Consider the following 25,045-nt stretch of genomic DNA (forward strand, 5'->3'; position numbering starts at 1 on the left):
CGATGGCCGTCACCGCCAGCCCCACTGCGGACCTGCCGCGCCTTGGCATCGTGCTGATGTTGACGGCGTGGCTATTCTTTTCGCTGGTGGATCTTGGGGCCAAGTGGTTGGCGTTGGCGGGCGTGCCGGCATTTCAGTTGGCATTCATGCGCTATGCGGGGCACTTTGTGATCTCTGTGGGCGTGATCGCCAAGGGCGGGATTGAGGCCAGCAGGTTCAAGACCGACCATCCATGGCAGGTCATTAGCCGGGCCTTGCTGCTGATCTCGGCGACCGTTTTCAATTTTTATGCCCTGCGGTTTTTGCCTCTGACCGTCGTGTCAGCAATCATGTTCTCAAGCCCGGTCATCGTGTGTTTTCTGTCCGTCTTCGTTTTGAAAGAACGCGTGGGTCCATGGCGTTGGGCGGCTATTACCCTGGGCTTTCTGGGGGTGTTGGTTGTCGTGCGGCCGTTTGGTTCAGCCTTTCATCCGACCATGCTGTTGATCGTCTACAATGCCACCGCTTTGGCCTTGTACTCGATCATGACGCGCAAGCTGTCCGGGGTTGTTGCCGTGGACACCATGCAATTCTACCTTGGGCTTACCGGGACGGTGGTTCTGCTGCCGTTCGCCATATGGTTTTGGGTCCAGCCAGAAAACACTTGGAGCCTGATTGTACTGATCGGCCTTGGCGTCTTTGGCTGGTGCGGGCATCAACTATTGACGAACGCGCATCGGTTCGGAACGGCGAACCAGTTGATGCCATTCACCTATTCGTTCCTGATCTACGTTGCGATTTGGGGCTATTTGTTCTTTGACACGGTACCGGGCGCATTCACTTTGGCAGGGGCTGTTCTAATCATGACTGCCGGTCTCATCATCTGGAAGAGAGAAAAGAAATGACGCGAATTGCCTGCATCGGCGAAGCAATGATCGAATTGTCCATGCTGGAAACCGGTGCAAAGGTGGGCGTCGCGGGGGATACGCTGAACACGGCCATCTACATGCACCGCGCCGCTCCTGATCTGCAGGTGGAGTATATGACATGTCTGGGCGACGACCCGTTCTCAGGGCGCATCGCCGGCTTTATCGCCAGTCATGGAATCGGGACATCCGGCATCCGCATCATTCCGAACGCCTCTCCGGGATTATACGCAATCACGACATCTGCGGACGGTGAACGCAGCTTTACCTATTGGCGCAGCGAGGCGGCCGCCCGTCAGCTATTTGCCGATCACGACTTCAGCCCGCTTAACGGTTACGACGTGCTGTACTTGTCAGGGATTTCCGTAGCCATTCTTCCGCATTCGGTGAGGCTTGCGCTTCTGGACTGGCTAGAAGGATCTTCAGTTCGGTTGGTCTATGACAGCAATTTTCGTCCGCGTCTCTGGGACAGCGTCGAACACGCCCGGCAAATCAACCAACGGCTTTGGCAGCGTGCAGATATTGCCCTACCATCTATCGACGATGAGATGGCGCTTTTCGGGGAAAGCACTGATCAGGTGGCGGCACGCTTTGCCGATCATCACGGTGTCGGTGCGTTGAAACGCGGAGAAAATGGTCCTCTGCCCATCGGCCAGAACATTGACCAAACCTATGAGCCTGCCAATAACGTGCTGGATACCACAGCGGCGGGCGACAGTTTCAACGGTGGGTACCTCGCGGCCTTGCTGACGGGAAAATCACAGGCCGAGGCCCTGATGGCTGGACACAATCTGGCTTCCACCGTTGTTCAGTTCCGCGGCGCGATCATTCCCGGATAAGTGACGCGAGATCCTCAGCACCAACAAGGTCCAAAAGTGGCACTACCGGATCTGGCTGTTTGACAGCCGAGGCGATTTCCAACGCGCAAGGATCGTTCAGCGTCCTGCCCTTGGCGGTCTCGGACATGCAAAAGGAGATCCAGGCCCGCATCCCTGCAATCACCGCCTGAGCGCCGGTCTCACGGAGTGTGGGAACAAACCGATACGGCAGCTTTTGGCTGCCATCCATCGCGATTTGGTCCAGACGGTGCGCCAGCTCGAGGTTTTCAAAGCGGCGCAACAAAGCCTCGGCATAGTCCGGAACCTGTACTTGCAGTGCTGCGGGCAGCGTTGCGCCCGCATCCTTCATCAACTCGGAAACCAGCGGGCGCAAAACCGGGTCTCGAACCGCTTCGTGGACGTAGGTCAGGCCTCGCTCCAAGCCGCCATAAGCCAACAGGGAATGGGCACCGTTCAACATGCGCAGCTTTCGCATCTCGTGCGGGGCTACGTCATCGACCAGTTGCACGCCCGGCCAATCCGGGTGCGGACCGGCGAAACTGTCTTCGATAACCCACTCCGAAAACGCCTCGGTCGGAACAGCCATAGGATCGCCGCTGATTGCGCGAACGGCGTCCGTGGTAGCCGGGGTGATCCGGTCGACCATCGCGTTTGGAAAGCGAACGGCATTCCAATTCACGTCCAGGCCGGCTGCATTCGCAAAATCGGCAACTGCCATTTCGAGCGTTTTGCCGTTTTCCATGCGATTGTCACAGCTTAGCACCGTTACTGGCTTGCACCGTTCCGCAAGGCCATAAGCTAAAAAACCGATCAGCGTCACAGGCCATTGCCCTGCCAGATCGGCGGCAATCGCTGGGTCCTGAAGGTTCAGATTGCCCGCGGCGTCCAAATGGTAACCTTTCTCGGTGACGGTCGCCGAGATGATCTCGGCATCCGCCATCACATCGAAAATCTCTGTGCGATCATTGGGCACGACCAGAACGTCACGCAGAGCTTTGATGCGCCGGACGCCCTGCCCCTGTACACACAAATCATACTCGAAACCTTGTTGGGCCAATCCATCCCGAACCGAGGATGAACGCAGGCTGACGCCGACAACGTCCCATCCGCCAGCTTGATCCGTGTAGTCCAGCAAATGCGCCCGGGCGAAGTTTCCAAGGCCGAAGTGAAGAATTGTACCCATCTAGCTTTGCAATCCGTAAACCTGTTTCGCCAGATCGACCGCTAACAACCGCGCCAGATGCTCGGCACTGTCCCGACCGAAATAGCCGCGCGCAACCTGCTGGGCCAGATGAATCGCCACCCCCCGTCGCCACAGGTCGTGACGTGCAGGAATGGACAGAAAAGCCCGCGTATCGTCATTGAATCCGGCCAAATTGTAATATCCGGCCGTTTCAACGACCTGATCGAAATACCGCGCAATCCCGGCTGGGCTGTCGTGGAACCACCAAGGCGGCCCTATCCTAAGGCACGGCCAATGTCCCGCCATAGGGGCCAATTCACGGGCATAGGTGCTTTCGTCCAATGTGAAGAGTATGATGCGCAGTCCCGCTGAGTTTCCAACCCTGTTCAACAGCGCCTCAAGGCCCGTGACCCAATCCATCGCGATTGGAATGTCGGCCCCCTTGTCCCGTCCGAAGTCCCGCATTACCGCGTGGTTCGTGTTGCGCTTGCTGCCAGCATGTATCTGCATGGTCAGACCATCATCGACAGACATCTGCGCCATTTCGATCAGCATATGCCCATAGAACCGGCGAGCATCTTGTTCGGTACCTTCCCGCCGTCTCAGCCGTTGGTACAGCGCATCCGGGTCTTCCAGCCACTCGATCTGAACACGTTCGATACCGTGGTCGGTGGCAGTACATCCCAGTTGGATGAAATAAGCACGCCGCATTCGCAGCGCGTTGAGGTAACCATCATAGCTGCCCAGATCGCAGCCTGTCAGCTCGGCCAACTTGTTCAGGTTCTGTACGAACTCCGGGTCCGCCCCATCCAAAACCCCGTCTGGGCGGAACGTCGGAACAACGCGCCCGCCCCAACCACTTGTATGAATCTCCCGATGCTCCGCGAGGCCGTCGAGAGCAGAATCCGTGGTGGCCAGAACCTCGATCCCAAACCTGTCGAACAAAGCCCTCGGACGAAATTCGGGTCGCACCAGCTTTTCTGAGATCTTATCATAAATCAGGTCAGCCGTGCGCGAAGACAACTCCTCAGACACGCCCAACGTTTCATGCAGCACGTAGTTCATCCATATCCGAGATGGCGTTCCCAGAAACAGATGCCAGTGCTCGGCAAAGGTGCGAAATACGGCGCGAGGATCCTTCTTTCGCCCCTCTTCCCCAACGCCAAGTTCGGACAAGGGAACGCCCTGCGAATAGAGCATACGAAACACGTAATGGTCGGGAACCACCAGCAGCTCGGCCGGGTTGGGAAACGGCTCATCGGCTGCAAACCACCCCGGATCGCAGTGACCATGCGGAGACACGATCGGCAGGTTCTTGATGCCCAGGTACAGGTCTTCTGCCATGCCATTCAAATTATCGGTCAATTCTTCCTCCGATACTGCTGCCCGCAATTGTTAACACAGTTTTTAATGGTTGCATCTTTCCCGTTCGAACCCGCAGACTGACCGGGTGATCCGGGGGAATGAATGAATATTGCGCTGATTGGTTTGGGGATGGTTTCGGGCACGCATGTGGCTGCCATCCGGGCATCGGACCAAGGCCTCAATCTTGCCGGCGTCCTCGGGCGCAATCCTGAAAAAGCAGCTGAGTTCGCGCAGCGAAACGACACCCGCACATTCAGCTCGGTCGAGGAAATCGCAAACGAACCAGACGTCGACTTTGCGATCATCGCAACCCCGCCTGATCAGCGCACAGAGTTGGTGCGGGTTCTTTCTACCGCTTCGAAACCGATCCTGATGGAAAAGCCCATCGAAAGAACGCTGGACGCCGCGACGGCCATTGTCGAGCAGTGCGAGGTGTCTGGTGTTCCGCTGGGCATAGTCTTTCAGCACCGCGCCCGCGCCGCTTCGCAGGCGCTGAAATCAGCCATTGAACAGGGTGAGCTGGGCGCGATCGCCACGGTGGAGATCCGTGTCCCCTGGTGGCGTGATCAGAGCTACTATGAAGAGCCGGGTCGCGGCACTTACGCACGCGACGGAGGCGGTGTCATGATCTCGCAGGCAATCCACACGCTTGACCTTGCGATGTGGCTACTGGGGCCGATCTCGGGCATTCAAGCCATGATGAAAAAAACTCCGTTACACGATCTCGAGGCCGAGGATTGGGCAGGTGCAATCCTTGAAATGGATAACGGCGCGGTGGGAACGTTGATGGCAACTACTGCCGAATATCCTGGGGCCGCTGAATCTATCACGATCCAGGGCACGCGCGCCAAAGCGCATCTGGATTCAGGTGTCCTGACCTTGACCACTTTCGATGGTCGGAAATCCACGGTTGGCGAAACGTCCGCCACAGGCGGAGGGGCCGATCCCATGGCGTTCACCCATGAATGGCACCAGACGGTTATCGAGGATTTCGCCAAGACCGTCGCCGGTGGAACGAGGCCGCTGGCCAGCGGACGCAGTGCCCTTTTGACTCACGCCGTCATAGACGCGATGCAGATCGCCAATCGAACCGGCCAGAAAACACGAGTCGCCTCATGAGCCTGACCTGCGTCGCCCTTGGTCTGGACCACCGCCATATCTATGGCATGACGGAAAACATGCGTAAAATCGGCGTGGACTGTGTCGGCTACTGGACACAAGGCGATCCAGAAACGCTACCGGGCTACGTCAAAAGGTTTCCCAATATTCCGCGGCTGGCCCGATTGGAAGACGCCCTAACCTGCGGGGCGGATCTAGCGCTGATTTCCGCAATTCCGGCAGATAGGGCCGCGTTGACGATTCGCGCTATGCAGAACGGCATGGATGTCATGAGCGACAAGCCGGGCTGCACGACGTTCGAGCAACTCGACCAGATCAAGCGAACGGTCGCGGACACCGGTCGAATCTGGTCGGTAAATTTTTCCGAACGATTTGAAACGCCGGTCAGCACCATGGCGACCGAGTTGGTCGAGGCCGGTGCCATAGGGCGCGTGATCCAAACGGTCGGACTTGGCCCGCACCGATTGAACCGGGCAACCCGGCCGGAGTGGTTTTTTAGGCGTGACCGCTATGGCGGAATTCTGACCGACATTGCCTCGCATCAGATCGATCAGTTCTTGCATTACACAGGTTCGGAAACCGCGGAAATCACAAACGCTTACGTGGCGAACTACGCAAACCCCAAGGATCCCGGGTTGCAGGATTTCGGAGAGCTCAATCTGCGCAGCGAGAATGGTACCGGGTATATCCGGGTTGACTGGTTTACGCCGGATGCCCTTCCGAACTGGGGGGATGGTCGTCTGACGATCCTAGGAACCGAAGGCTATATCGAGTTGCGAAAATATGTTGATGTGGGTGGGGCCTCAGGGACGGACCATCTGATCCTCGTGAATGGTGAAACCTGCCAAAAGATCGACGCATCTGACGACGGCCTTCCCTACTTTGCGCGCCTCGCCGATGACATCCGTAACCGGACCGAAACTGCAATGACGCAGACCCACTGCTTTAAGGTCATGGAACTGGCGCTACGTGCGCAGGAAATGGCGGAACGCAGATGATCAACGTTGCGATCCTTGGCGCTGGTATCGGTGCGCAACATCTGAGCGCACTGGAACGGCTTGACCGCGACTTCCGCGTAGCCGCCATGGTCGACCAGAATACGGACCGGATAGAACAGATTCGACAGAACTCGGATTTTCGCTCTCTGACCAATATTCAGGACGCGCTGGATGATCCGGCGATTGATGTCATCGACATCTGCCTACCGCCCCATCTGCATGTACCGACCACCCTTTCGGCACTGGCCGCAGGAAAACACGTTGTCTGCGAAAAGCCTCTTGCGACCTCGCTGCAGGATGTGGATCGGATCACCATAGCCGCACGCAGCGCGGGCAAGCAGGTGTTTCCGGTCTTTCAATACCGGTGGGGCCCGTCACTGGCCCAACTGCGCCACTTACAACGCGCAGGCCTGACCGGAGCGGTCCAAACTGCCGCGCTTGAAACCCATTGGTCCCGAGAGGCGGACTATTACGCGGTGCCGTGGCGAGGAACATGGGCCGGTGAACGCGGCGGCGCGGTTCTGGGCCATGCCATCCACAACCATGATCTGCTGACTCATATCGCGGGCGATATCGCCTGGGTGTCTGCAATGACAACGACGCGGGTCAACCCGATCGAGACGGAAGACTGCGCCGCGATCTGCTTCGGCATGACTTCCGGAGCCTTGTGCACAAGCAATATCACCCTGGGCGCCGCCACGGACGAAACCCGCCTGCGGTTCGTCTTTGAAAAGGTGACCGCCACCTCTGGCACAGAACCCTATGCCCCGGGTCAAACGCCCTGGTCATTCGTCGCACGGGACCCGGCGGATCAAGCCGCTATCGACGCGGCTCTTGCCGCCGCCGCTGCCGAGCCAACGGGGTTCGAAGGTTTTTTTACCGAAGTCGGCAAAGCGCTGCGGTCCGAGGCAAATTCGGCCGTTACGCTGAAGGATGGCGCTGCGTCCATCGGCCTTGTTACGGCGATTTATCACGCGGCGCGCACCGGGCAGCGCGTTGCCCTTCCCATCAGGCCCGATCACCCACTGTATGAAGGATGGCTGCCATGAAACAATGCTGGCGTTGGTTCGGACCCGAGGATCCGATCGCCCTGGCCGATCTCCATCAAGTCGGGGTTCAGGGAATCGTCACCGCGCTGCATCACACCCCGCCCGGACAGCCTTGGGATGAACAGAGCATCGCCGAACGGCAGGCCGTTCTTGCCGCGGCCGGGTACAGTTGGGACGTTGTCGAAAGCCTGCCCGTATCGGAGGCTATCAAGACGCAGTCGGCAGACATGGCCGAGCATCTGCAGGCGTACAAGTCCAGCCTCAGGGCCCTGTCCGTCCGTGGCGTCAAAGTTGTTTGCTACAACTTCATGCCGATCCTGGATTGGACGCGCACCGCCCTTCGTGCCCCACAGCCGCATGGCGGAACGGCCATGCTGTTCGACCTGACCGAATTTGCAGTTTTTGATATACATATTCTCGAACGTCCGGGCGCGTCCGAAGACTATTCCGGCGACGTCCGCCAAGCGGCCAAGGATCGCTTCATGCGCATGTCGGATGAATCCAAGGCCCAGTTGCAGCACAATGTCACTGCGGGGCTGCCCGGCGCCAACGATCAGTGGAGCGTAGAGGACGTGCGCGGCTTGCTGCAGACATATGCCGAGATAGACCGTGACCGGCTGCGCGCAAACCTCATCGACTTCCTGTCTGAGGTCGCCCCGATAGCCCAAGAAATGGGGGCGCGCTTGTGCTGTCATCCCGATGATCCGCCCTTCTCGTTGCTCGGTCTGCCGCGGGTCATGTCCAGTACCGAGGACTACGGCGCCGTACTGGATGCGGTTGATATGCCCGCGAACGGCGCAACCTTGTGTACCGGATCGCTGGGTGTTTCCCCTGAATTCGATGGGCCGGAGTTCGTTCGCCGGCATGGCGAACGGATTCACTTTGTTCACTTGCGAAACACCCGACGCATCGCGGGGTCAGACAGTCAGAAGCCGGACTTCTTTGAGGCCGCGCATCTTGAAGGCGACACCGACATGGTAAGCACCATTCGCGAACTGATGAACGAACAGCGTCGCCGCAAATCCCGAGGGCGGGGCGACTGGCAAATTCCGATGCGGCCCGACCACGGACAAGAACTGCTGAACGATCTGGGCGGACAAAGCACTCCCGGCTATCCGCTGATTGGACGAATGCGCGGGCTGGCGGAACTGCGCGGCATCATGGCGGCGTTCTCGTAAGGCGTCGGGACAGGCGGTTTCTTTCCGCCGCGACACTTCTTTGCTTGCCTGACCGCCGCATTCTTCGTTTACTTGCGGGACGTAAACGGGCAGCGGGGTGTCTTCCGGACTCGCCCGACGTCTGTTCAAGACGCGTGAAACTCCCGCGAAAACCGATGCCTGGAGGCATCAATTTTCGAAACGTCTGCCATACCGAAATGGCGGAAAAACGGGAGGATTCCAAATGAAAACAGCAGGCGTAATCGGTCTTGGCGACATGGGCAGCGGCCTTGCCAAAAACCTGATCAAGAATGGCTTTGAAACATCCGGTTTCGACCTGAGCGAGACACGCATGACGGCATTTGCCGACATGGGCGGCCGGCCCAAGGACAGCGTGGGGCAAGTCGGTCGTCACGCCGCCACTGTGTTTGTCATGGTGATGAACGGAGATCAGGCCCGCGATGTCATCTTGGGTGAAAACGGGCTGGTTCCGAACATGGCGAAAGGCGGAACGGTCATCCTGTCGGCGACCATTACCCCGGCCGAAGCCCGCGCCATCGGGCAAGACATGGAGGGTTCGGGCATCCACCTGATCGACACCCCGGTCTCGGGTGGGTTTCCCGGCGCGCAGAACGGCACTTTGACGATGATGGCTGCCGGTGCTGCGGATGTGCTGGACCAAAACGCCGAAGTCATGCAGGCAGTGTCGGCAACCATTCATCGGGTCGGAGAAAACGCCGGCGACGGGCAAACCGTGAAAGCCTGCCTGCAATCTCTGATCGGATCGATCTTTTCCGCCACATTCGAGGCTGCGGCCCTGGCGGCCAAAGCTGGTGTCAGCGGTCAGGCATTACTTGATGTGTTCTCCTCATCCAGCGCGGGGTGCGGCGTCGTGAATACCGCCCTTGAAAACATCATTGATCGCAAGTTCGAGGCCACCGGTAGCCATATCGCAACCATGCACAAGGACCTGACTATCTCGCTGGCACTGGCCGGTTCGTTGGGCGTTCCAATGCACACAGCGTCATCCGCAATGCAGATCTTTCACGCAGGAAAAACCAAATACCCGAATGGCGACAACTGGGTGTGTACTCAGGTCATCGAAGAGATCGTTGGCGCAGAATTGCATCGCTGAGGGGGGACGAACATGAAACTTGGTGTGATTTGCGACGGCATTTCCCGCGAACTGCGGCATGCCGTGGACGTAATGGACGAATTCGGTCTGGACTATGCAGAGCTTCAGTTCGTTGGAGATACGGAGGTCGGGGACCATTCCCCGCAGGAAATTGCCGAGATCGACGCGCTTTTGCGCGACCGGGGCAAGCCTGTGTCATGTCTGTCGCGCCATATCTTTGCGGGGATGACAGCTGCCAACAGGCCCGGTGACGACCTGCACACCCGACACATGGAAGCCTTGAAACGCGTGATCGACATGGCGCATGTCGTGGGGTCTCCGCTGGTTCGGATCATGACCCAACGAAAAGAGCAGATACTCTGGGGAAAAAACGGCGCCGAGAAGTGGAACGTGGCGCATGGGGTATGGGACTCGATGCCGCCGCTGATCGCGCCGGCGGTTGAACTTGCCAGGGCTGAGGGCGTGACGCTCGTCGTAGAAACCGGAAACGGCACGCTGGTCAATTCCAACTATACAGCCCGAAAACTGATCGACGAGTTGGATGCAAAGGATGCGTTGAAGGTACTTTGGGACCCCGGAAACAACTGCTGGTGCCATGAACTGGCATACCCGGACGGTTACGAAGAACTGCGCGGCGGCTATTTAGGTCACATTCACATCAAGGACGTAAAGGTCGACACGCCACGGGCAACGCTGGAAGTGCGCCGTATGGGGGAAGGTCAGCTTGCGCCTCTGTTCCAACCCATCGCGGACGCGCTCAGATCCGACGGCTATGATGGCGTCATTTCTTTCGAGAGCGTTTATCATCCCGGCAACGGAAACTTCGAAGATGGGTTTCGTCTGTGTGTGGACAGGTTCAAAAGCCTGTTCGCATGAATGAAGCGCCATTGTACTTTACAAATCATATACTTAAGCCTCAAAGTTGAATGCCGAATGGGGTGCGGAAAGCTGGGCGCATTCGCGCAAAATCAAGGAAAGGATCTGATGGATGAAGCAAGAGTTTTTTGAGCTGTCCATTGAAACGCCCGGCAAATCCCTCACCGACATCAGCGGGGTGGTTCAGGGTGCGGTGTCTGACCATGAACTTGGCTCGGGCCTGCTGACCCTTTGGTGCGTCCACACCGGTGCCGCGCTGTTGGTTCAGGCCAATGCCGATCCCGAGGTGGTCAAGGATATCGAGACGTTCTTCGAAGAACTGGTCCCCAAATCATCAGGCAAATATCACCATCGCCCGAGCGAAGACGACAACGCGCCATCGCATTTGCGGGCGCTGTTGACGCAAACGCAGGTGTCCATCCCGGTCGAACAGGGGCAGCTTCCGCTGGGCCGCGTACAAAGCCTGTATCTCTTCGAACATCGCGAGGCACCCAAGACACGACGATTGAAGGTGCACTACATCGGGACGTGATGCCTTGGGTCACATGGAGAGTTGACGGTGTTACCGCCCCATCCAGCCCCCGTCGACAACAAGGATTTCACCGTTGACGTAGTCCGACGCTGCAGAAGCCAAAAAGACTACAGGTCCGGCAAAATCACCAGGCGTACCCCAACGGCCTTGGGGTGTTCGTTCCAGAATCGACTTTGATCGGACCGGATCGTCCTGCAGGGCTTGGGTATTGTCGGTCGCGATGTAGCCGGGGGCGATTGCATTCACGTTCACACCCTGCCCGGCCCACTCATTGGCCAGGGCCTTCGTCAGCTGTCCAATCCCACCTTTCGAGGCCGCATATCCGGGAACGGTGATGCCGCCCTGAAACGTCAGCAGCGAGGCGGTGAAGATGATCTTGCCCGAGCCGCGCGCCAGCATGTCCTTGCCGATCTCGCGAGACAGAACGAACTGCGAGGACAGGTTCACCTCGATCACTTCGTCCCACCAGTCGTCCGGGTGTTCAGTGGCGGGTTTTCGTTTGATCGTGCCGGCATTGTTGACAAGGATATCAGGAGTTTGTCCGTCGGCCCTCAACTGATCAATGAACGCATGAAGCGCAGCGCGATCCGAGAAGTCGCATTGGTAAGCCCGGAAACTGCGTCCCATCGCTGTCACGGCTTTTTCGACATCCGCCCCGGACAGCTCAAGCGAGGCGGACACTCCGATTATATCGGCTCCAGCCGATGCCAATGCCTCGGCCATTCCGCGCCCGATACCGCGTTTGCACCCAGTCACAAGGGCCGTCGTTCCCGTCAGGTCGAAACTTTTCAAAACACTCATGAACGCGGTCCTACTTCGATCAGGCTTTTCATTGCGGTTGGGCTGCGATCCAGTGCTTCGAACGCGGCCTGGATGTCTGCCAGAGGGCTGACGTCAGTAATCACAACATCCGCGTCCACTCCGCCCGAGGCGACAACTGCAATGGCTTTCTCGTAATCCTCTGGCTCATAGACCCGAGCACCGATCAGTTGCAGCTCTCGCCAGAAGAACTGGAACAGGTCTATCTGGGGCTTTTGTGCATGGATCGCGACCATCACGATCCGGGCCCGAGTCGCGGCAACGGCGGTCATCGCATCAACTCCGGGCTGCGTTCCCGACACCTCGAAAACCACATCAGCGCCTTTGTCGCCCGTGCGCGCGTTGATTGTGGACACCAGGTCGGTTTCGATTGGGTTTATCGTGTCAAAACCAAGTTTTTCAGCAATCGCAAGACGGTTCGGATTCACTTCGGAAATCACGACATTTCCACCCGCATCCCGCGCAACCATGGCAACCAGGATGCCGATCGGGCCGCCGCCGATAACGACAACGTCCTCGCCAGGTTGCAGGCCAGACAGCCGCACATCGTGGCAGGCAACGGCGACCGGCTCGATCAGCGCCGCGTGATCCATGCGCAAGTCGTCTGGCAGAATGTGCAACGTATGGGCCGGAACGGTCCAGATCTCTTGCATGGCGCCATCGGTGTCGAGGCCGAGAAATTTGAGATTTTGGCAGATATGCTGATGCCCCCGCTTGCAGGCCGGGCATTCGCCACAATGATCAAGCGGCCGGACAACGACCTTCTGGCCGGGTTGGACCGTATGCACCCCCTCGCCCACTGCTTCAACGACACCAGACATCTCGTGCCCGATCACCCGGTTTAGACCGACACGGGCATCCATGTTGCCGTGATAGACGTGCATATCCGTCCCACAAATCCCGCAATAGGCAACGCGAATGACGGCCTCGCCGGGGCCCGGAGCTTTCGCTTGGGCCTGTTCCACGGCAAAGCTCTTGTTGCCCCGATAATACGCCGCAGAAATCGTCTGGGTCGTCATGTATGCATCTCCCTGTGTTCTATATTCAGTTTGTCCCAGTCGAATTCCACTCCGGTTCCCGGAGTATCCGGGGCCACGGCCATACAGTCTTCCACAACCAGCGGACGGGTCGTGTACTGATCTATCGGGAATGAGTGTACTTCTAGCCACCCTGCGTTGGGTTGCGCGGCAACAAGGCTGACGTGCAGCTCCTGCATCCCATGACTGCAAACCGGAATGTCGTGCTGTGCGCTCAGCGCGGCCACGCGCAACCAGCCGGTGATCCCGCCGCAATTTGAAGCATCGGGCTGGATGAAACTCAGCTTCGCGTCATCAAAGGCGTACTCGAATTCGTGAATCGTGTGCAGGTTTTCACCCATAGCAAGGGGCACGCCCGTGGCTTCGGCAATTCGGCCATAGCCTTTGTAATCGTCTGGAATTGTCGGTTCCTCGAACCACAGGATATCGCAGTCGGCGAACCCTCGGGCTGCCACGATGGCCTGCTCGACGCTCATGGAGTAATTCGCGTCGACCATGAAGAACCGGTCCGGCCCCAACATTTCGCGCACCGCCCGGGCCCGCGCCAGATCATCGGCCAGATCCGGTTGACCGACCTTGATCTTGACCGCGTTGAACCCACGCGCAAGGTAGCCTTCGGTCTGCAACAGCAGTTTCTCCAACGAGAAATTCAGGTCGATCCCGCCGGCGTAGGCCTTGCACCGTTTGGACGCTCCACCAGCCATTTGCCATAGTGGTGCATTCTGCGTTCGGCCGCGAATGTCCCAAAGGGCAATATCCACGGCCGAAATGGCGAACGAGGCGATCCCACCCCGTGCCACATAGTGCACATGCCATTGCATGGCATCGTACAGGCTTTCGATCTGTTCGGCGCCTTGTCCAACCAGGAACGGCGCTAGATCATGCTGGATCATCGCCAAGATGGCATGACCGCCCTTGCCGCCCGTATAGGTATACCCAACCCCCTCAACCCCATCCGACGTTTGAATGGTAACGGTGATCAATTGAAAGAACGTGTGATCGCCATGTTTGGCATCGACCAGGACTTCGGCGAGCGGGACGTTGAACAGCCGCGCTGAAACACTTTCTATGCGATTCACGAACCCAAGACCTTCTGCTGCCTGGCAATAACCCGAGACTGTAAGAGGATGACCACAAAAAGAAAGCCTCCACGTATGACCATCTGCCAATAGGCGCTGAAACTGATGGTCCCCTGACCGTTTTCAAAGTTCAGAACGTTGAACACCAGACCCAGCAAAAGCGCTCCGGCCACGGTCGCAGGGATCGAACCCATCCCACCTGTCAACAAGGTGCCGCCCACAACAACGGACGCGATGGCCGACAATTCCCATCCGATGCCCTCAAGGGGTTGTCCGGCTCCAAAACCCGAGGCCAGAAAGACGCCAGCCAGCCCTGCGCAGCCGCCCGAAAGCAGGTAGACGAAAGCCTTGGCGCGATTCACCTTCAGACCCATGAGGTTCGAGGCATCCTCGCTGCCACCGATCGCCAAGACGGTCCGCCCGATGGTTGTTCTTTCCAGCACCAGCCACAGTACCAGCGTCAGTCCGGCCACTATGACTATTGCCCATGGAAACAGACCAAACGCCTGCCCCATGCCAAGCTTGGTGAAGTTCGACCCCCAATCAACCGAAATTGTCTGGGCGCCCGAAATCACCAATGCGCCGCCTTTTGCGGCAAGCATGGTCGCCAGTGTGGCGATGAAGGGCGGAATCCGAAGGATGATGATGCAAAAGGCGTTGATCGCTCCGAAGCCCACCCCGGCAAGCACGGCCCCCGGCAGCGCAACCTGAATCCCGTATGGGCTGAGATAGGCCGCAACAACCGACGTAAAGGCCGCAACGGATCCAACCGACAGATCAATCCCGCCGGTCATGATCACAAAACACATACCCAGCGCAATCGCGATGAACATCGCGTTGTAGTTCAGGAAAGACGAGAAATTGTAGGCGCTGCCAAAGTTGTCATAGCGCATCAGCCCAAACAGGATCAAAGCCAGCAGTGCGATCCACACCGTCACCGAAGCCGAATTGCGCCGAAGGTACTTTCGCAGGTCAAAAGCCGTTTCATCCAACATCGATCAAGCCCTCCGGAACTGCTGGACCCAGACGGCCAGGATAATAATGACCGCTTTGGCGATCAGTGCAACTTCGTCCTCTACCCCGTTGGCCAGCAATGTATATTTGACCAATTGGATGATGACGGCTCCCAGTATGGCACCAAAGATCGGCGCCCGTCCGCCTTGTAAAAGAGCCCCGCCAACGACAGCGGCCGCGATGGCGTCAAGCTCCATCAGATTGCCGTTGCGCGCGGCGTCCGAGGCCGAGTTGATCGCAACCACGATCAGACCAGCCAAGCCCGCAAGCACCGCGCAGATGACATAGGCCCCGATCTTGACCCGCCGGACGGGACCACCGGCCAGATAGGCCGCGCGTTCATTGCCGCCGATCGCCAGCAGGTAACGACCCCAAGTGGTTCTGGTGATCACCCAGAACAGCACACAGGCAATGGCCAGCGCCAGCCAACCCTGGAACGGCAAGCCAAGCACCTTGCCGGTTCCAAGATAACTGAATGAAGGGTTTGAAAATGTCTGCAGGTTGCCATTCGTCAAAACCTGGGCAATACCGCGACCCGAGATGAAAAGAATGAGCGTCGCAATAATGGGCTGCACGTTCAACACGGCAACCATCACGCCGTTGAATACCCCACATAAACCCGCGACGAACAGTGGCAGGACAATGGCCAAAATGACGCCAAGCATCGGATTGGCGGCGCCCAGATCCGACAGAAAGATCAGCGGGGCCAACGCCCCCGCCAGAGCCATGACAGCGCCAACCGACAGATCAATTCCACCCGTGGCGATGACCAGCGTCATACCCATGGCCACGATGGCGATCGTGGCAACCTGGCTGATATTCACGAACAGGGTCTGCATCTGCAGGAAATTGGGGGTGAAAAACGCGTTGAACACCAGCAGGGCGACCAACGCGGCGATGCCGCCATGAAAGCGGAAGGGCATCGATGCGACCCGTTGCGGCAACTTCATTGCTCGGTCCATGAACCAGTTCCTCCTTCATGATGCGCAAGCGCGCGCACCAGTATGTTCTCGGTAATCCCGGGGTTGGTCAGTTCCTTGACCGAGCGCCCTTCGTGCATGACCACGATGCGGTCGGCGCCTTCCACCAGCTCTTCGAATTCCGAACTGATAAGAACGACGCCGAACCCCTTTTCGACATACGACCGAATGAACGATTGGATCTCTCGCTTGGCGCCGACATCCACGCCTCGGGTCGGCTCGTCGAGTATAAGGATGTCGGGCTGCGTCGCCAGCCAACGGGCAAGCAGCACCTTTTGCTGGTTGCCGCCAGACAGCTCACGAATGGGTTGATCCATATGGGCCGCCTTGATACCCAGATCGTCGATGAAGGCCTGAACGATCTCGCGCTCGCGGGCAAAGTCGATTTGACCACGACTGGCCAGTTTCGGCAGCAGGGCCAGCGTCATATTCTCGCGCACGGACATGTCTGGAATGATCCCTTCAGCCTTTCGATCTTCGGTCAGAAAGCCAACCCCGTTTGCGATTGCGTCACCCGGTCCGGATGGTTGTCCAACCGCGCCGTGCAACTCGATCGCACCGCTGCGGGCTCCGTCCACGCCGAACAAAGCGCGCGCCGCCTCAGTCCGGCCAGAGCCCAGCAACCCGCCCAACCCAACGATTTCCCCGCGGTGGAGTGTAAGGTCGAAATGCGTCAATCGCGGGCCTGTCGAAACAGAGTCGGCCCGCAAAACGATATCTCCTTTCTTAGCCTTCGCACCTGCAAAGTCCGTGAGTCCGTCTGCCGCGATCTCATCTTTGTTGCGGCCCAGCATGTCCGCGATCATTTCTAATTTGGTCGTGTCTTGGACGGTGCGCGTGCTGACGGTACGCCCGTCTCGCATCGTTGTGACCCGATCGCAGATTTGGAACAGCTCATCGAGGAAATGCGAGACATACAGAACAGACACGCCCTGTTTCTTCAACTCGCGCACCACACCGAACAAAACCTCGACCTCGCTGGCATCCAGCGATGACGTGGGTTCGTCCATGATGACAAGTTTCGCGTCAAGAGAAACAGCCCTCGCAATCGCAACCAACTGCTGGATCGCAGTCGAGAAATTTCCTAGCGGCTCAGTCACGTCAATTTCTATACCAAAGCGCGCAAGAACCTCGCGTGCGCGCCTGTTGCCCTCGCGCCAGTCGATCAAACCGAGACGTTTGGGCTCGTACCCCATGATAATGTTCTCGGTCACTGACCGCAGCGGAACCAGGTTGAGCTCCTGATAGATCGTGGCGATTCCGGATTCCTGCGCTTCGCGCGGGGTGGAAATGCGGCTAGGCCCACGCGCCAAATGGACGTCGCCGGCATCCCGATCGTAAACTCCGGTCAGAACCTTGATCATCGTCGATTTGCCGGCACCGTTCTGACCGATCAGCGCATGAACCTCGCCAAGTGCGATCTCCAGACTGGCCTGGCTCAGTGCCGGTACGCCGGCAAAGGACTTTTCAATTCCTGACATCGAGACGAGCGCATTCATAAGATGTCTTCCTCCGATTGCTTGCAGGCGGCACCGACCACAGGCCAGCACCACCCACCAGGGAGAATCAATAAGCTTCGTCGATGTGATCAGCCGCATTGTCTTTGGTAAAGATGCGATCTTCGACTTTCACCCATTCCGGGATCGTCTCGCCAGCCGCGTATTTCTTCATGATTTCACAAGCCAGAGGACCGAAGAAGGGCGAGCTTTCCACCGTGACCCCCATCTTGCCATCGATGATGGCCTGAAGAGCATCGCGTGTCCCGTCGATCGAAACGATGGTCACATCCTCGCCAGGCTTGCGGCCGGCCAGTTCCAGAGCCTGGATCGCGCCGATCGCCATTTCGTCATTGTGGGCGTAGACCACGTTCACATTGGGGTGCGCCTGCAGCAGGGTTTCCATCACCTGACGACCAAGGTCGCGCGCAAAGTCACCGGTCTGAGAAGCCACGATCTCAAAGCGGTCGTCCGCTGCGATCGCGTCGTCGAAACCCTTTTTACGGTCATTTGCAGGTGAAGAACCAGTTGTGCCTTCCAACTGGACGATGACGCCCTTGTCGCCGTCGAAATTTTCCATCAGCCATTGCGCGGCCCGGTTGCCCTGATCAATGAAGTCCGATCCCAGGAATGCTACGAAATGCTCGCCTGGCTTGGCGACGGCCGGATCAACCGAGCGGTCCACGAGAAAAGTCGGAATGCCGGCGGCGCGTGCTTTCATAACCGCCGGAATCAGTGGCTTTTCTTCCCTTGGAGGCAGAAACAGAACGTCGATGCCTTGTGCGATCATGCTGTCCACATCCGCAACCTGCTTGGCCGCAGATCCAGCTGCATCCGTCGCGATAAGGTCCCAGCCGCAGGCCTCGGCCGTGTCATGGAACGATTTGGTCTCGGCAATGCGCCACGGATTGTTCGACTCCATCTGCGCAAAGCCAACTTTGTAGCGCTCCTTCTGCTCAAGCTGTGGCAGATCCTGCGCAATCGCAGTCGTGCCCAACAGCGCACCCGCGACAACCGTCGAGATCAAAAGAGTTCTGCGTTTCATGGTTATTCCTCCTCCATTGGTGCGGTCGCCAACGTTTTGACCGCGAGTTTTAGGTCATGCCCAATTCATGTAAGTCGTCTGTTTCCTCAGATAGCCATCGAAGCCATATGCGCCGTCTTCACCCCCAACCCCGGACATACCCCAACCGGTATGAAATCCCTGCACGGCCTCGCCATTGGAGCGGTTCAGATACAGTTCGCCGAACTTCAAACGGCTCGGGGCCTCCATCAATCGCCGGTGCGATGCCGTAAAGAGATAGGCAGACAGCCCGAATGATGTGTCATTCGCTACGTCTATCGCCTGATCAAAATCATCTACTCGCATGGCTGTTGCCACGGGGCCAAAGACCTCCTCTTGCATCGCGGCATTGCTGTTGTCTGAGACCTCAAGAACCGTCGGGGACATCCAGTGCCCCTTATGGTGCGCCCCGTCCGTCAGGGGCCCACCTGCAAGATGAACCGTGGCGCCTTCGGCGATGCTGCGCTGGATGATCTCGGCGACCTTGGTCACTTCGGCCTTGCTGACTTTGGGACCCAAATCGCAGTCGTCCATCGGTTCCCCGATCGACAAAGCGCGGACCGCGGACACGAATTTTTCCAAGAACTGATCCGCAATGCCGCGATGCAGATACATACGCTCGTTGCAGGTGCAAATCTGGCCGCAATTGGCAAACCGGGCGGCAATGGCGGCCGAAACGGCGGCGTCAATATCCGCATCCTCCATCACGATGAACGGAGCCTTACCGCCAAGCTCGAGCCGGACAACCTTGATCCGGTTGGCCGCGGCGCGAAAAATCTCTTTCCCGGCGCGTGTGCTGCCGGTCATCGTGATCAGTGACGTATCGGGGTGTTCGACCAACCGCTGCCCTACCACCGGCCCCTTGCCTGTCAGAACATTAAGAACACCGGGCGGAAACCCGACCTTGTTGGCAAGCTCGGCGACCGCAAGACCGGATAGCGGCGTGATTTCGTGCCCCAACAGAACTACGGTGTTGCCCGCGACTAGCGCGGGTCCGACCTTCCTGGCGGCCAATGCCAACGGATAGTTCCAGGCCGTCAACGCAACAACAACGCCATAAGGATGACGCCGGATCTGGATTTCCTCGGACTCGTTGTCCGACGCAACTATGTCACCCGAAATCCTCCGGGCCTCTTCAGCCGCATGGCAAAGAAAGGTGACGGCAGCATCCACTTCACCTCGGGCTTGCGAGATCGGCTTGCCCTGCTCGGCGGTGATCAGAGCAGCCAAACGACCGGCGTCGATCCGGACGGCCTCAGCGAGCCTCAGGACCAGTCGAGCCCGCTCGATCGCCGGGCGCGAGGACCACGAGCCAAAAGCCCGATGGGCCGCTTCGACCGCCGCATCCGCGTGAGCGGCGGCGCCATCTGGAACTAGCGCAACGATCTCTTCATTCGCAGGGTTTTCGACAACAACCGTGTCCGCGTCAAGGTCGACAAAGCGGCCATCGATGAACATCGAATGCCGAACGACTTGACCCAACTCCCCCACTACAGACCGCAATTTCGCCTCCCGCGCTTGCTCGGTCAAACCACAATGGAGACCGCACCACCGATCAAAACACTAATATTATTATTTAGTCAACACTAATATTAATTACTATCCGCTAATATTAGTTGCACGTCCTCCGCATAATCGGTAAAAAGGATACGAACAAAAAGGTTGAGCGATGAACGATCAAGCGAACAAGGCCGGACAACACAGGGGTGTAGGACGAGTCGCGGGCCGACAGCGCATAACGATGCACGACATTGCACGCGTCGCTGGATGCTCACAAACGACAGTATCGCTGGTTCTGAACAAGAACGATTCCGTCAAAATCTCCGAGGACACAAAGCAACGAGTCCTGGATGCCGCCAATACGCTTGGATACGCCATGCCCTCTCAACTCAGGAAACCCCAAGACAGCGCGCGCCGACCCTCGGCACTAGACGACACCATCGCTTTTGTCGTGGACGATCTGGCGTCGAGCCCCGAAATGGTAAACGCGTTTAGCGGCGTGAAACAGGCCGTTCGGGACACCGGAAATCTTGTATTGCTGGCAGAAACCCAAAACGACCCAGAGGTCGAACCCAGAACGCTTAAGTATTTCCTCGACCAACAGGTTGCGGGCATCGTTTACGCAACTGTTTTCACCCGGCGGGTGGTCGTTCCGGAAATCCTCACGCAGGCCGCAACCCCGGTTCTGCTGCTAAACTGCTTTTGCGACGACCTCTCGTTTCCTGCGGTGATCCCCGGCGAAGTCGCTGCTGGACATACGGCGACCAACGCCCTGATCAAGGCCGGGCACAAACGAATCGCCACTATCACCGGCGAGCCGTTCATGGAATGCGCCGCGGGACGAACGACCGGGTATAGAAACGCCTTGGCTTCCGCCGACATTCCATTCGACGAGGACTTGGTTGTCGAAGGCAATTGGTTGCCCAGCGCCGGATATGCCGCCACGCGCGAATTGATGGACCTGCCCTCTCCGCCAACCGCCATTTTCTGTCAGAATGACCGCATGGCAATCGGTTGCTATGAGGCACTCAAGGAACTTGGCCTGTCCATCCCCGAGGACATCTCGGTCATCGGATTTGACGATGACGAAACCGCGCGACACCTTTCGCCGCCACTGACCTCGATGATTCTTCCCACCCGGGCGATGGGACGCTGGGTCGTCGAACAGCTATTCCACGGGCCGACGGATGGTCAGAGGCACCCACTCGTGAAGCTTGAATGCGAACTGGTCGAGCGCGACTCGATCAGAGAACCCAAACGCCGGACCTGAAGGCGACATCATGACGGAAACCTTCGATCACATCGTCATCGGCGGCGGCTCAGCCGGTGCCGCAGCCGCCGCCCGACTGGTCAACCAGGGCAAGTGCAGGGTTCTGGTGCTGGAGGCCGGGCATTCGCACCACCATCCATTGCTGGACATGCCGCCGGGTATTTTCAAGATGATCAACGGGTCCAAGTTCATGACCTACCACCAGACCGAACCGCAGGACCACCTGGACGGCCGCGTGCATGAGATTCCGCAGGCCAACGTACTGGGCGGCGGGTCGTCAGTGAATGCGCAGGTCTATATGCGCGGCCGCCCTTCTGACTATGACGCGTGGAACGACCTGCTACGACAGACCAACGACGGGGTCAGCTGGGGATGGGATGATGTGCTGCCCTATTTCCGCAGGATTGAAGACAACAACAGGCTTCATAATTACCTGCATGGCAGCGATGGTCCGGTGCAGGTCTCTGATCCGGGGTATATCGACGACATGTCTCGTTGGTTCGTTCAGTCGGTGCAGGCCCTTGGTGAACCATTCAACACGGACTTCAACGGCGCAACACAGCGCGGTGTCGGGTTCTATCAGTTCACCAATCGCGCTGGAAAGCGCAGCTCGTCAGCCTATGCTTTCCTCGCCCCTCTCGAGACGAACCCGGACTTGACCATACGGCTTGGCGCAACGGTCAGAAAAGTCATCATCGAAAGCGACAAGGCCGTCGGGGTGCAGTATCGCGACAAAGGCGGGTTCCACACCGTCCGGTGTGATGGTGAGGTTATCCTTGCGGCGGGCGCTCTGGTCACGCCGAAAATCCTCATGCTTTCGGGTATCGGACCGGATGCACATCTTGCCGAACACGGTATTCCTGTGGTCTGCCCACTGCCTGGGGTCGGTCAGAACCTGATCGACCACCCCGAAGTTCCCATCACCGCCTTTGCCAACGGTCCATACGGATATTTTAAACAAGGTGATGGCTGGCGGATGCTTCGCAACGGCATACAGTTCAAACTGTTCGGCAGCGGCCCAGTGACTTCGGCCGGGGTCGAAGCTGGTGCCTTCGTCAATCCGTCGGTTCCTGATGGAGAACCGACCATTCAAGCCTTTTGCGTGCCCATCGTCTATCTGGATCGCGACGCGCTGGACGAGGTGCAGGATGACTTTGGCGTGACCGTTACGACCGTCGTGGTCAAACCGAAATCACGCGGAGAAGTTCGGCTTCGCTCGGCCGATCCTCAAGCTATGCCGGTGGTTTCGCCCAACCTTCTGAAGCATGAAGACGACATGCAAGAGATGATCCGGGGGCAGCGGTTCTTTCGTCGGGCATTCACGTCGGGCCCGCTTGCACAAAGGATCCGCGAAATCGTCATTCCGATAGCGGACGACGACCAGACGCTGCGAGCACATTGCAAGAGATTCGTAAAAACCAACTATCACCCGGCGGGCACTGCCAAAATGGGCCGGGACGGCGACGGAATGGCAGTGCTGGACGCCAGAATGCGCGTTCGCGGGATCGAGAGCTTACGGGTTTGCGACATGTCCGCAGTGCCCGACATCAACGCCGGCAACACAAACGCACCTGCCATGATGCTTGGCGAACGATGCGCCGACCTTATCCTTGGCATCGGATCAGTACGCGAGGGACGCAATTCTTATCCGGAACAAAGTTGACGCCACTCGCTAAGAGCGGCGGCGCGGGTCAGCTTGAAGGTGTCTCGGCTGGTGAGCGATCTTTCTTGGTTGAAGTGGTTTTAGACGGAAGAATGAACGGCAGCGAATTTCTGTAAACTTCGCATGCGCCTGAACCGTTGCGTCGCGCGTTCGCGTCGTCGAAACGGAAGAGCGGAAATCGAATATACAGCATCACAGCAAGGCGGATGATCTCGGGACTGGTCTTGAAGTTTTTAAAAGAGGCAGGTTTGGTCATGTGCAAAAACTACGCAACCGCCCTGCCCCGCTCAAGCAAAGTTCTTCTGACAAGACCGTGGGCTACTGCTCCGGTGAATACCAAATTGGCGAAATCCACGCTCGTTCGTATATCCACACCGCGACATCCTCAAGGAGCGGCAAGCCGTGGCGGACGGCGTCATACGTCGTCCAGCGTGGAGTTGGTATTTCGATGACGCGCATGTAGTACAGAGCATGTTGGCCAGGATCAAAATCGTCGTCTGTCCAATGACCAAACAACTCCGCAGCTCCGTTTGCGTTACTGTAAGTCGAAGTTTCAGGATCAACCGTATTGCCAATGGGCGGCAGCTTGCCATTCACGTCCGGCACGCGATCTCTTGACCACACTACATCAATGATACGTTCTTGCGGCGATCCGCCCACATCGACCCAACCCTTGATGATTTGTACGCGATCGAGGTTGGCTCCGATCGGATCTTTTAATGCGTGCACCGCGAAATTTGGTGGGCCGTTCAAAGCTGTCAGAGAACCGCCCATCGGCACGCCGTTGGCATAACCGTCCATTACAAGCTTCACGGGATCGTTGTTGCTTTGGAGTATTGCACCGCCAAAGAAACGCGGCTGTATCCTAGGGCCTGATGTGGCGAAGGTTTCGCGGCTTTGCATCGCGTCAAAAATCGCACCAAGTGTGTTCTTGGACGCCCAGACGCCTGCGAGCGAGCCCGGGTTGGCGTCGGGGCCAAGCAACCAGCCGTCTATCTCGCCTTCGCGGCGTTGTTCGGTAGTACCGTCGGCAACACCATGGCTGCCATTATAAGTCGCCTCATCGACATCACTTGGGGTACCGTTATGATTGTCTGTGCCTCCGATGAAACCAAGTTTCCAAGGGTTCGCACCTAGCTTCTGCTCATAGTCGAGCCCTTTAGTCGCAGCCCAACGGACGAAGCCATCGGTGTGGAAGAAACGTTCACGGAATGCAGCGATACTCTCTGCATTCTCGAAGTTCGCAAATTCATCGTTAGGCGACACGCCGGGATGGGTTTCGGAATTGCCTTTGATCTGCATCATTTCGATCAACGGCTCCCACTTGGCGCGGCGCTCGGCATATTCGCGCGTGATTGGATTTCCGGCATTGTCGATCGGCTCAAACATCAAGCCTTTGCTTCCGTTGGAGTTTTGTGGGATGGCCAACAGTGTAGAGCCAGCAGCTTCTTGGTAATGCCCTGGAGCAGATGGGATCTGCGTTGAGAGCATCTCGCCAAGAAATTCTGCATGAACGGAAATGGACGCAAAATCCAGAGGTCGACCGATTCTGCGCTGCACGTTGTTTACCGAGACAGGTTGACCCTTCGCGAAGCGATACGCGCCCGAAGGTGTCAGGCGTGCACTTCCAATGTAGGCATCAAGTGAAAACGAAGTATGTACATGAGTTTCGCCGAAGTAAGCGTTCTTGATCGGGTTCTCAGGCACCATGGCTGAGCAGCCTCATCTTACTGGTCAGCGTGACCCACGCACCTGATTGGTCCAAACAGGAACGCCTGTTCGGCTTCTGACATCTCCAAGTCCTTCGTCCCTGCTACAAGGTTCGCCCTCCCTGATCCGACGGAACAATTCCCTGCTCCACCTTTTTGGGAATTTGCAGCATAGACCTTTGAAAAACATACATTTCTGAGAGGAGAAACTCTGGGTTCCAGACCCATCTCACGAAAATTCCCTGTAAATTGCCGGG

Annotated in this window: 22 protein-coding genes and 1 pseudogene; 11 read left to right on the forward strand and 12 right to left on the reverse strand. The window is 57.9% G+C overall.

Going from position 1 to position 25,045, the window contains the following annotated elements; translation table 11 throughout:
• Positions 1-2: 2 nt before the first annotated feature.
• Both AC2FHW_RS18875 and AC2FHW_RS18880 read left to right on the forward strand, forming a co-directional pair.
• Positions 3-884, forward strand: a complete 882-nt coding sequence (locus AC2FHW_RS18875; RefSeq protein ID WP_142634780.1) for a DMT family transporter — start codon at positions 3-5, stop codon at positions 882-884.
• The gene (locus AC2FHW_RS18880) at positions 881-1,744 is read left to right on the forward strand and encodes a sugar kinase (protein ID WP_271946132.1); all 864 of its coding nucleotides are present in this window, start codon (positions 881-883) and stop codon (positions 1,742-1,744) included. Before AC2FHW_RS18875 ends, AC2FHW_RS18880 begins: the two co-directional genes overlap by 4 nt.
• On the opposite strand, the gene AC2FHW_RS18885 is transcribed toward AC2FHW_RS18880, so the two are convergent.
• Positions 1,731-2,927, reverse strand: coding sequence for a mannitol dehydrogenase family protein (locus AC2FHW_RS18885; protein ID WP_496822448.1), 1,197 nt, complete (start codon positions 2,925-2,927; stop codon positions 1,731-1,733). The two genes, AC2FHW_RS18880 and AC2FHW_RS18885, sit on opposite strands and share 14 nt — an antisense overlap.
• A complete protein-coding gene (gene uxaC, locus AC2FHW_RS18890) occupies positions 2,928-4,271 on the reverse strand; it encodes a glucuronate isomerase (RefSeq protein WP_416383907.1) in 1,344 nt (447 codons plus the stop codon).
• A 123-nt stretch (positions 4,272-4,394) separates the two neighbouring features.
• Here uxaC and AC2FHW_RS18895 point away from each other — a divergent pair, with 123 nt between their 5' ends.
• The 7 genes from AC2FHW_RS18895 to AC2FHW_RS18925 all read left to right on the forward strand — a co-directional run bounded on the left by AC2FHW_RS18895 (position 4,395) and on the right by AC2FHW_RS18925 (position 11,158).
• Positions 4,395-5,411 carry a Gfo/Idh/MocA family protein gene (locus tag AC2FHW_RS18895; RefSeq protein ID WP_271946127.1) on the forward strand — a complete coding sequence of 339 codons (1,017 nt, stop codon included), beginning with the start codon at positions 4,395-4,397 and terminating at the stop codon, positions 5,409-5,411.
• Positions 5,408-6,409, forward strand: a complete 1,002-nt coding sequence (locus AC2FHW_RS18900; RefSeq protein WP_271946125.1) for a Gfo/Idh/MocA family protein — start codon at positions 5,408-5,410, stop codon at positions 6,407-6,409. Before AC2FHW_RS18895 ends, AC2FHW_RS18900 begins: the two co-directional genes overlap by 4 nt.
• On the forward strand, positions 6,406-7,458 hold the full coding sequence (locus AC2FHW_RS18905; protein ID WP_271946124.1) for a Gfo/Idh/MocA family protein: 1,053 nt from the start codon (positions 6,406-6,408) through the stop codon (positions 7,456-7,458). The genes AC2FHW_RS18900 and AC2FHW_RS18905 overlap by 4 nt, the downstream gene beginning before the upstream one ends.
• On the forward strand, positions 7,455-8,636 hold the full coding sequence (uxuA, locus tag AC2FHW_RS18910) for a mannonate dehydratase (RefSeq protein WP_496822450.1): 1,182 nt from the start codon (positions 7,455-7,457) through the stop codon (positions 8,634-8,636). The genes AC2FHW_RS18905 and uxuA overlap by 4 nt, the downstream gene beginning before the upstream one ends.
• 223 nt (positions 8,637-8,859) lie before the next feature.
• The gene (locus tag AC2FHW_RS18915) at positions 8,860-9,750 is read left to right on the forward strand and encodes an NAD(P)-dependent oxidoreductase (RefSeq protein WP_496822452.1); all 891 of its coding nucleotides are present in this window, start codon (positions 8,860-8,862) and stop codon (positions 9,748-9,750) included.
• A 12-nt stretch (positions 9,751-9,762) separates the two neighbouring features.
• Positions 9,763-10,626: a sugar phosphate isomerase/epimerase family protein gene (locus AC2FHW_RS18920; RefSeq protein ID WP_271946119.1), complete on the forward strand. Its 864-nt coding sequence runs from the start codon at positions 9,763-9,765 to the stop codon at positions 10,624-10,626.
• A gap of 112 nt (positions 10,627-10,738) precedes the next feature.
• Entirely contained in the window at positions 10,739-11,158 is a 420-nt protein-coding gene (locus AC2FHW_RS18925) for a secondary thiamine-phosphate synthase enzyme YjbQ (protein ID WP_271946117.1), read from the forward strand.
• 30 nt (positions 11,159-11,188) lie between these two features.
• On the opposite strand, the gene AC2FHW_RS18930 is transcribed toward AC2FHW_RS18925, so the two are convergent.
• From AC2FHW_RS18930 to AC2FHW_RS18965, 8 genes are all read right to left on the reverse strand, one after another.
• The gene (locus AC2FHW_RS18930; protein WP_142634800.1) at positions 11,189-11,959 is read right to left on the reverse strand and encodes an SDR family oxidoreductase; all 771 of its coding nucleotides are present in this window, start codon (positions 11,957-11,959) and stop codon (positions 11,189-11,191) included.
• Positions 11,956-12,996, reverse strand: coding sequence for a zinc-dependent alcohol dehydrogenase (locus AC2FHW_RS18935; RefSeq protein WP_271946114.1), 1,041 nt, complete (start codon positions 12,994-12,996; stop codon positions 11,956-11,958). The genes AC2FHW_RS18930 and AC2FHW_RS18935 overlap by 4 nt, the downstream gene beginning before the upstream one ends.
• Positions 12,993-14,093: a mandelate racemase/muconate lactonizing enzyme family protein gene (locus AC2FHW_RS18940; RefSeq protein ID WP_271946112.1), complete on the reverse strand. Its 1,101-nt coding sequence runs from the start codon at positions 14,091-14,093 to the stop codon at positions 12,993-12,995. The genes AC2FHW_RS18935 and AC2FHW_RS18940 overlap by 4 nt, the downstream gene beginning before the upstream one ends.
• Complete coding sequence (locus tag AC2FHW_RS18945) at positions 14,090-15,088, reverse strand: ABC transporter permease (protein ID WP_142634806.1); 999 nt, start codon at positions 15,086-15,088, stop codon at positions 14,090-14,092. Before AC2FHW_RS18945 ends, AC2FHW_RS18940 begins: the two co-directional genes overlap by 4 nt.
• A 3-nt stretch (positions 15,089-15,091) precedes the next feature.
• Positions 15,092-16,069, reverse strand: coding sequence for an ABC transporter permease (locus AC2FHW_RS18950; RefSeq protein ID WP_271946110.1), 978 nt, complete (start codon positions 16,067-16,069; stop codon positions 15,092-15,094).
• Positions 16,054-17,586 (reverse strand): sugar ABC transporter ATP-binding protein, encoded by a 1,533-nt coding sequence (locus tag AC2FHW_RS18955; RefSeq protein ID WP_496822454.1) that lies wholly within the window; start codon positions 17,584-17,586, stop codon positions 16,054-16,056. Before AC2FHW_RS18955 ends, AC2FHW_RS18950 begins: the two co-directional genes overlap by 16 nt.
• 67 nt (positions 17,587-17,653) lie before the next feature.
• Positions 17,654-18,628, reverse strand: a complete 975-nt coding sequence (locus tag AC2FHW_RS18960; RefSeq protein ID WP_271946106.1) for an ABC transporter substrate-binding protein — start codon at positions 18,626-18,628, stop codon at positions 17,654-17,656.
• A 54-nt stretch (positions 18,629-18,682) separates the two neighbouring features.
• The gene (locus tag AC2FHW_RS18965) at positions 18,683-20,149 is read right to left on the reverse strand and encodes an aldehyde dehydrogenase family protein (RefSeq protein WP_221929474.1); all 1,467 of its coding nucleotides are present in this window, start codon (positions 20,147-20,149) and stop codon (positions 18,683-18,685) included.
• Positions 20,150-20,315: 166 nt separating this feature from the next.
• Here AC2FHW_RS18965 and AC2FHW_RS18970 point away from each other — a divergent pair, with 166 nt between their 5' ends.
• On the forward strand, positions 20,316-21,416 hold the full coding sequence (locus AC2FHW_RS18970) for a LacI family DNA-binding transcriptional regulator (protein WP_246097150.1): 1,101 nt from the start codon (positions 20,316-20,318) through the stop codon (positions 21,414-21,416).
• 10 nt (positions 21,417-21,426) lie between these two features.
• The gene (locus AC2FHW_RS18975; protein WP_496689772.1) at positions 21,427-23,079 is read left to right on the forward strand and encodes a GMC family oxidoreductase; all 1,653 of its coding nucleotides are present in this window, start codon (positions 21,427-21,429) and stop codon (positions 23,077-23,079) included.
• Here AC2FHW_RS18975 and AC2FHW_RS18980 read toward each other — a convergent pair.
• Both AC2FHW_RS18980 and AC2FHW_RS18985 read right to left on the reverse strand, forming a co-directional pair.
• Positions 23,061-23,255 (reverse strand): annotated as a pseudogene (locus AC2FHW_RS18980) (IS6 family transposase); the annotation flags it as partial. The gene AC2FHW_RS18975 and the pseudogene AC2FHW_RS18980 overlap by 19 nt on opposite strands.
• 142 nt (positions 23,256-23,397) lie before the next feature.
• Complete coding sequence (locus tag AC2FHW_RS18985; protein ID WP_271946099.1) at positions 23,398-24,789, reverse strand: DUF3604 domain-containing protein; 1,392 nt, start codon at positions 24,787-24,789, stop codon at positions 23,398-23,400.
• Positions 24,790-25,045: the final 256 nt, after the last annotated feature.

Source organism: Ruegeria sp. YTSA108 (assembly GCF_059610185.1).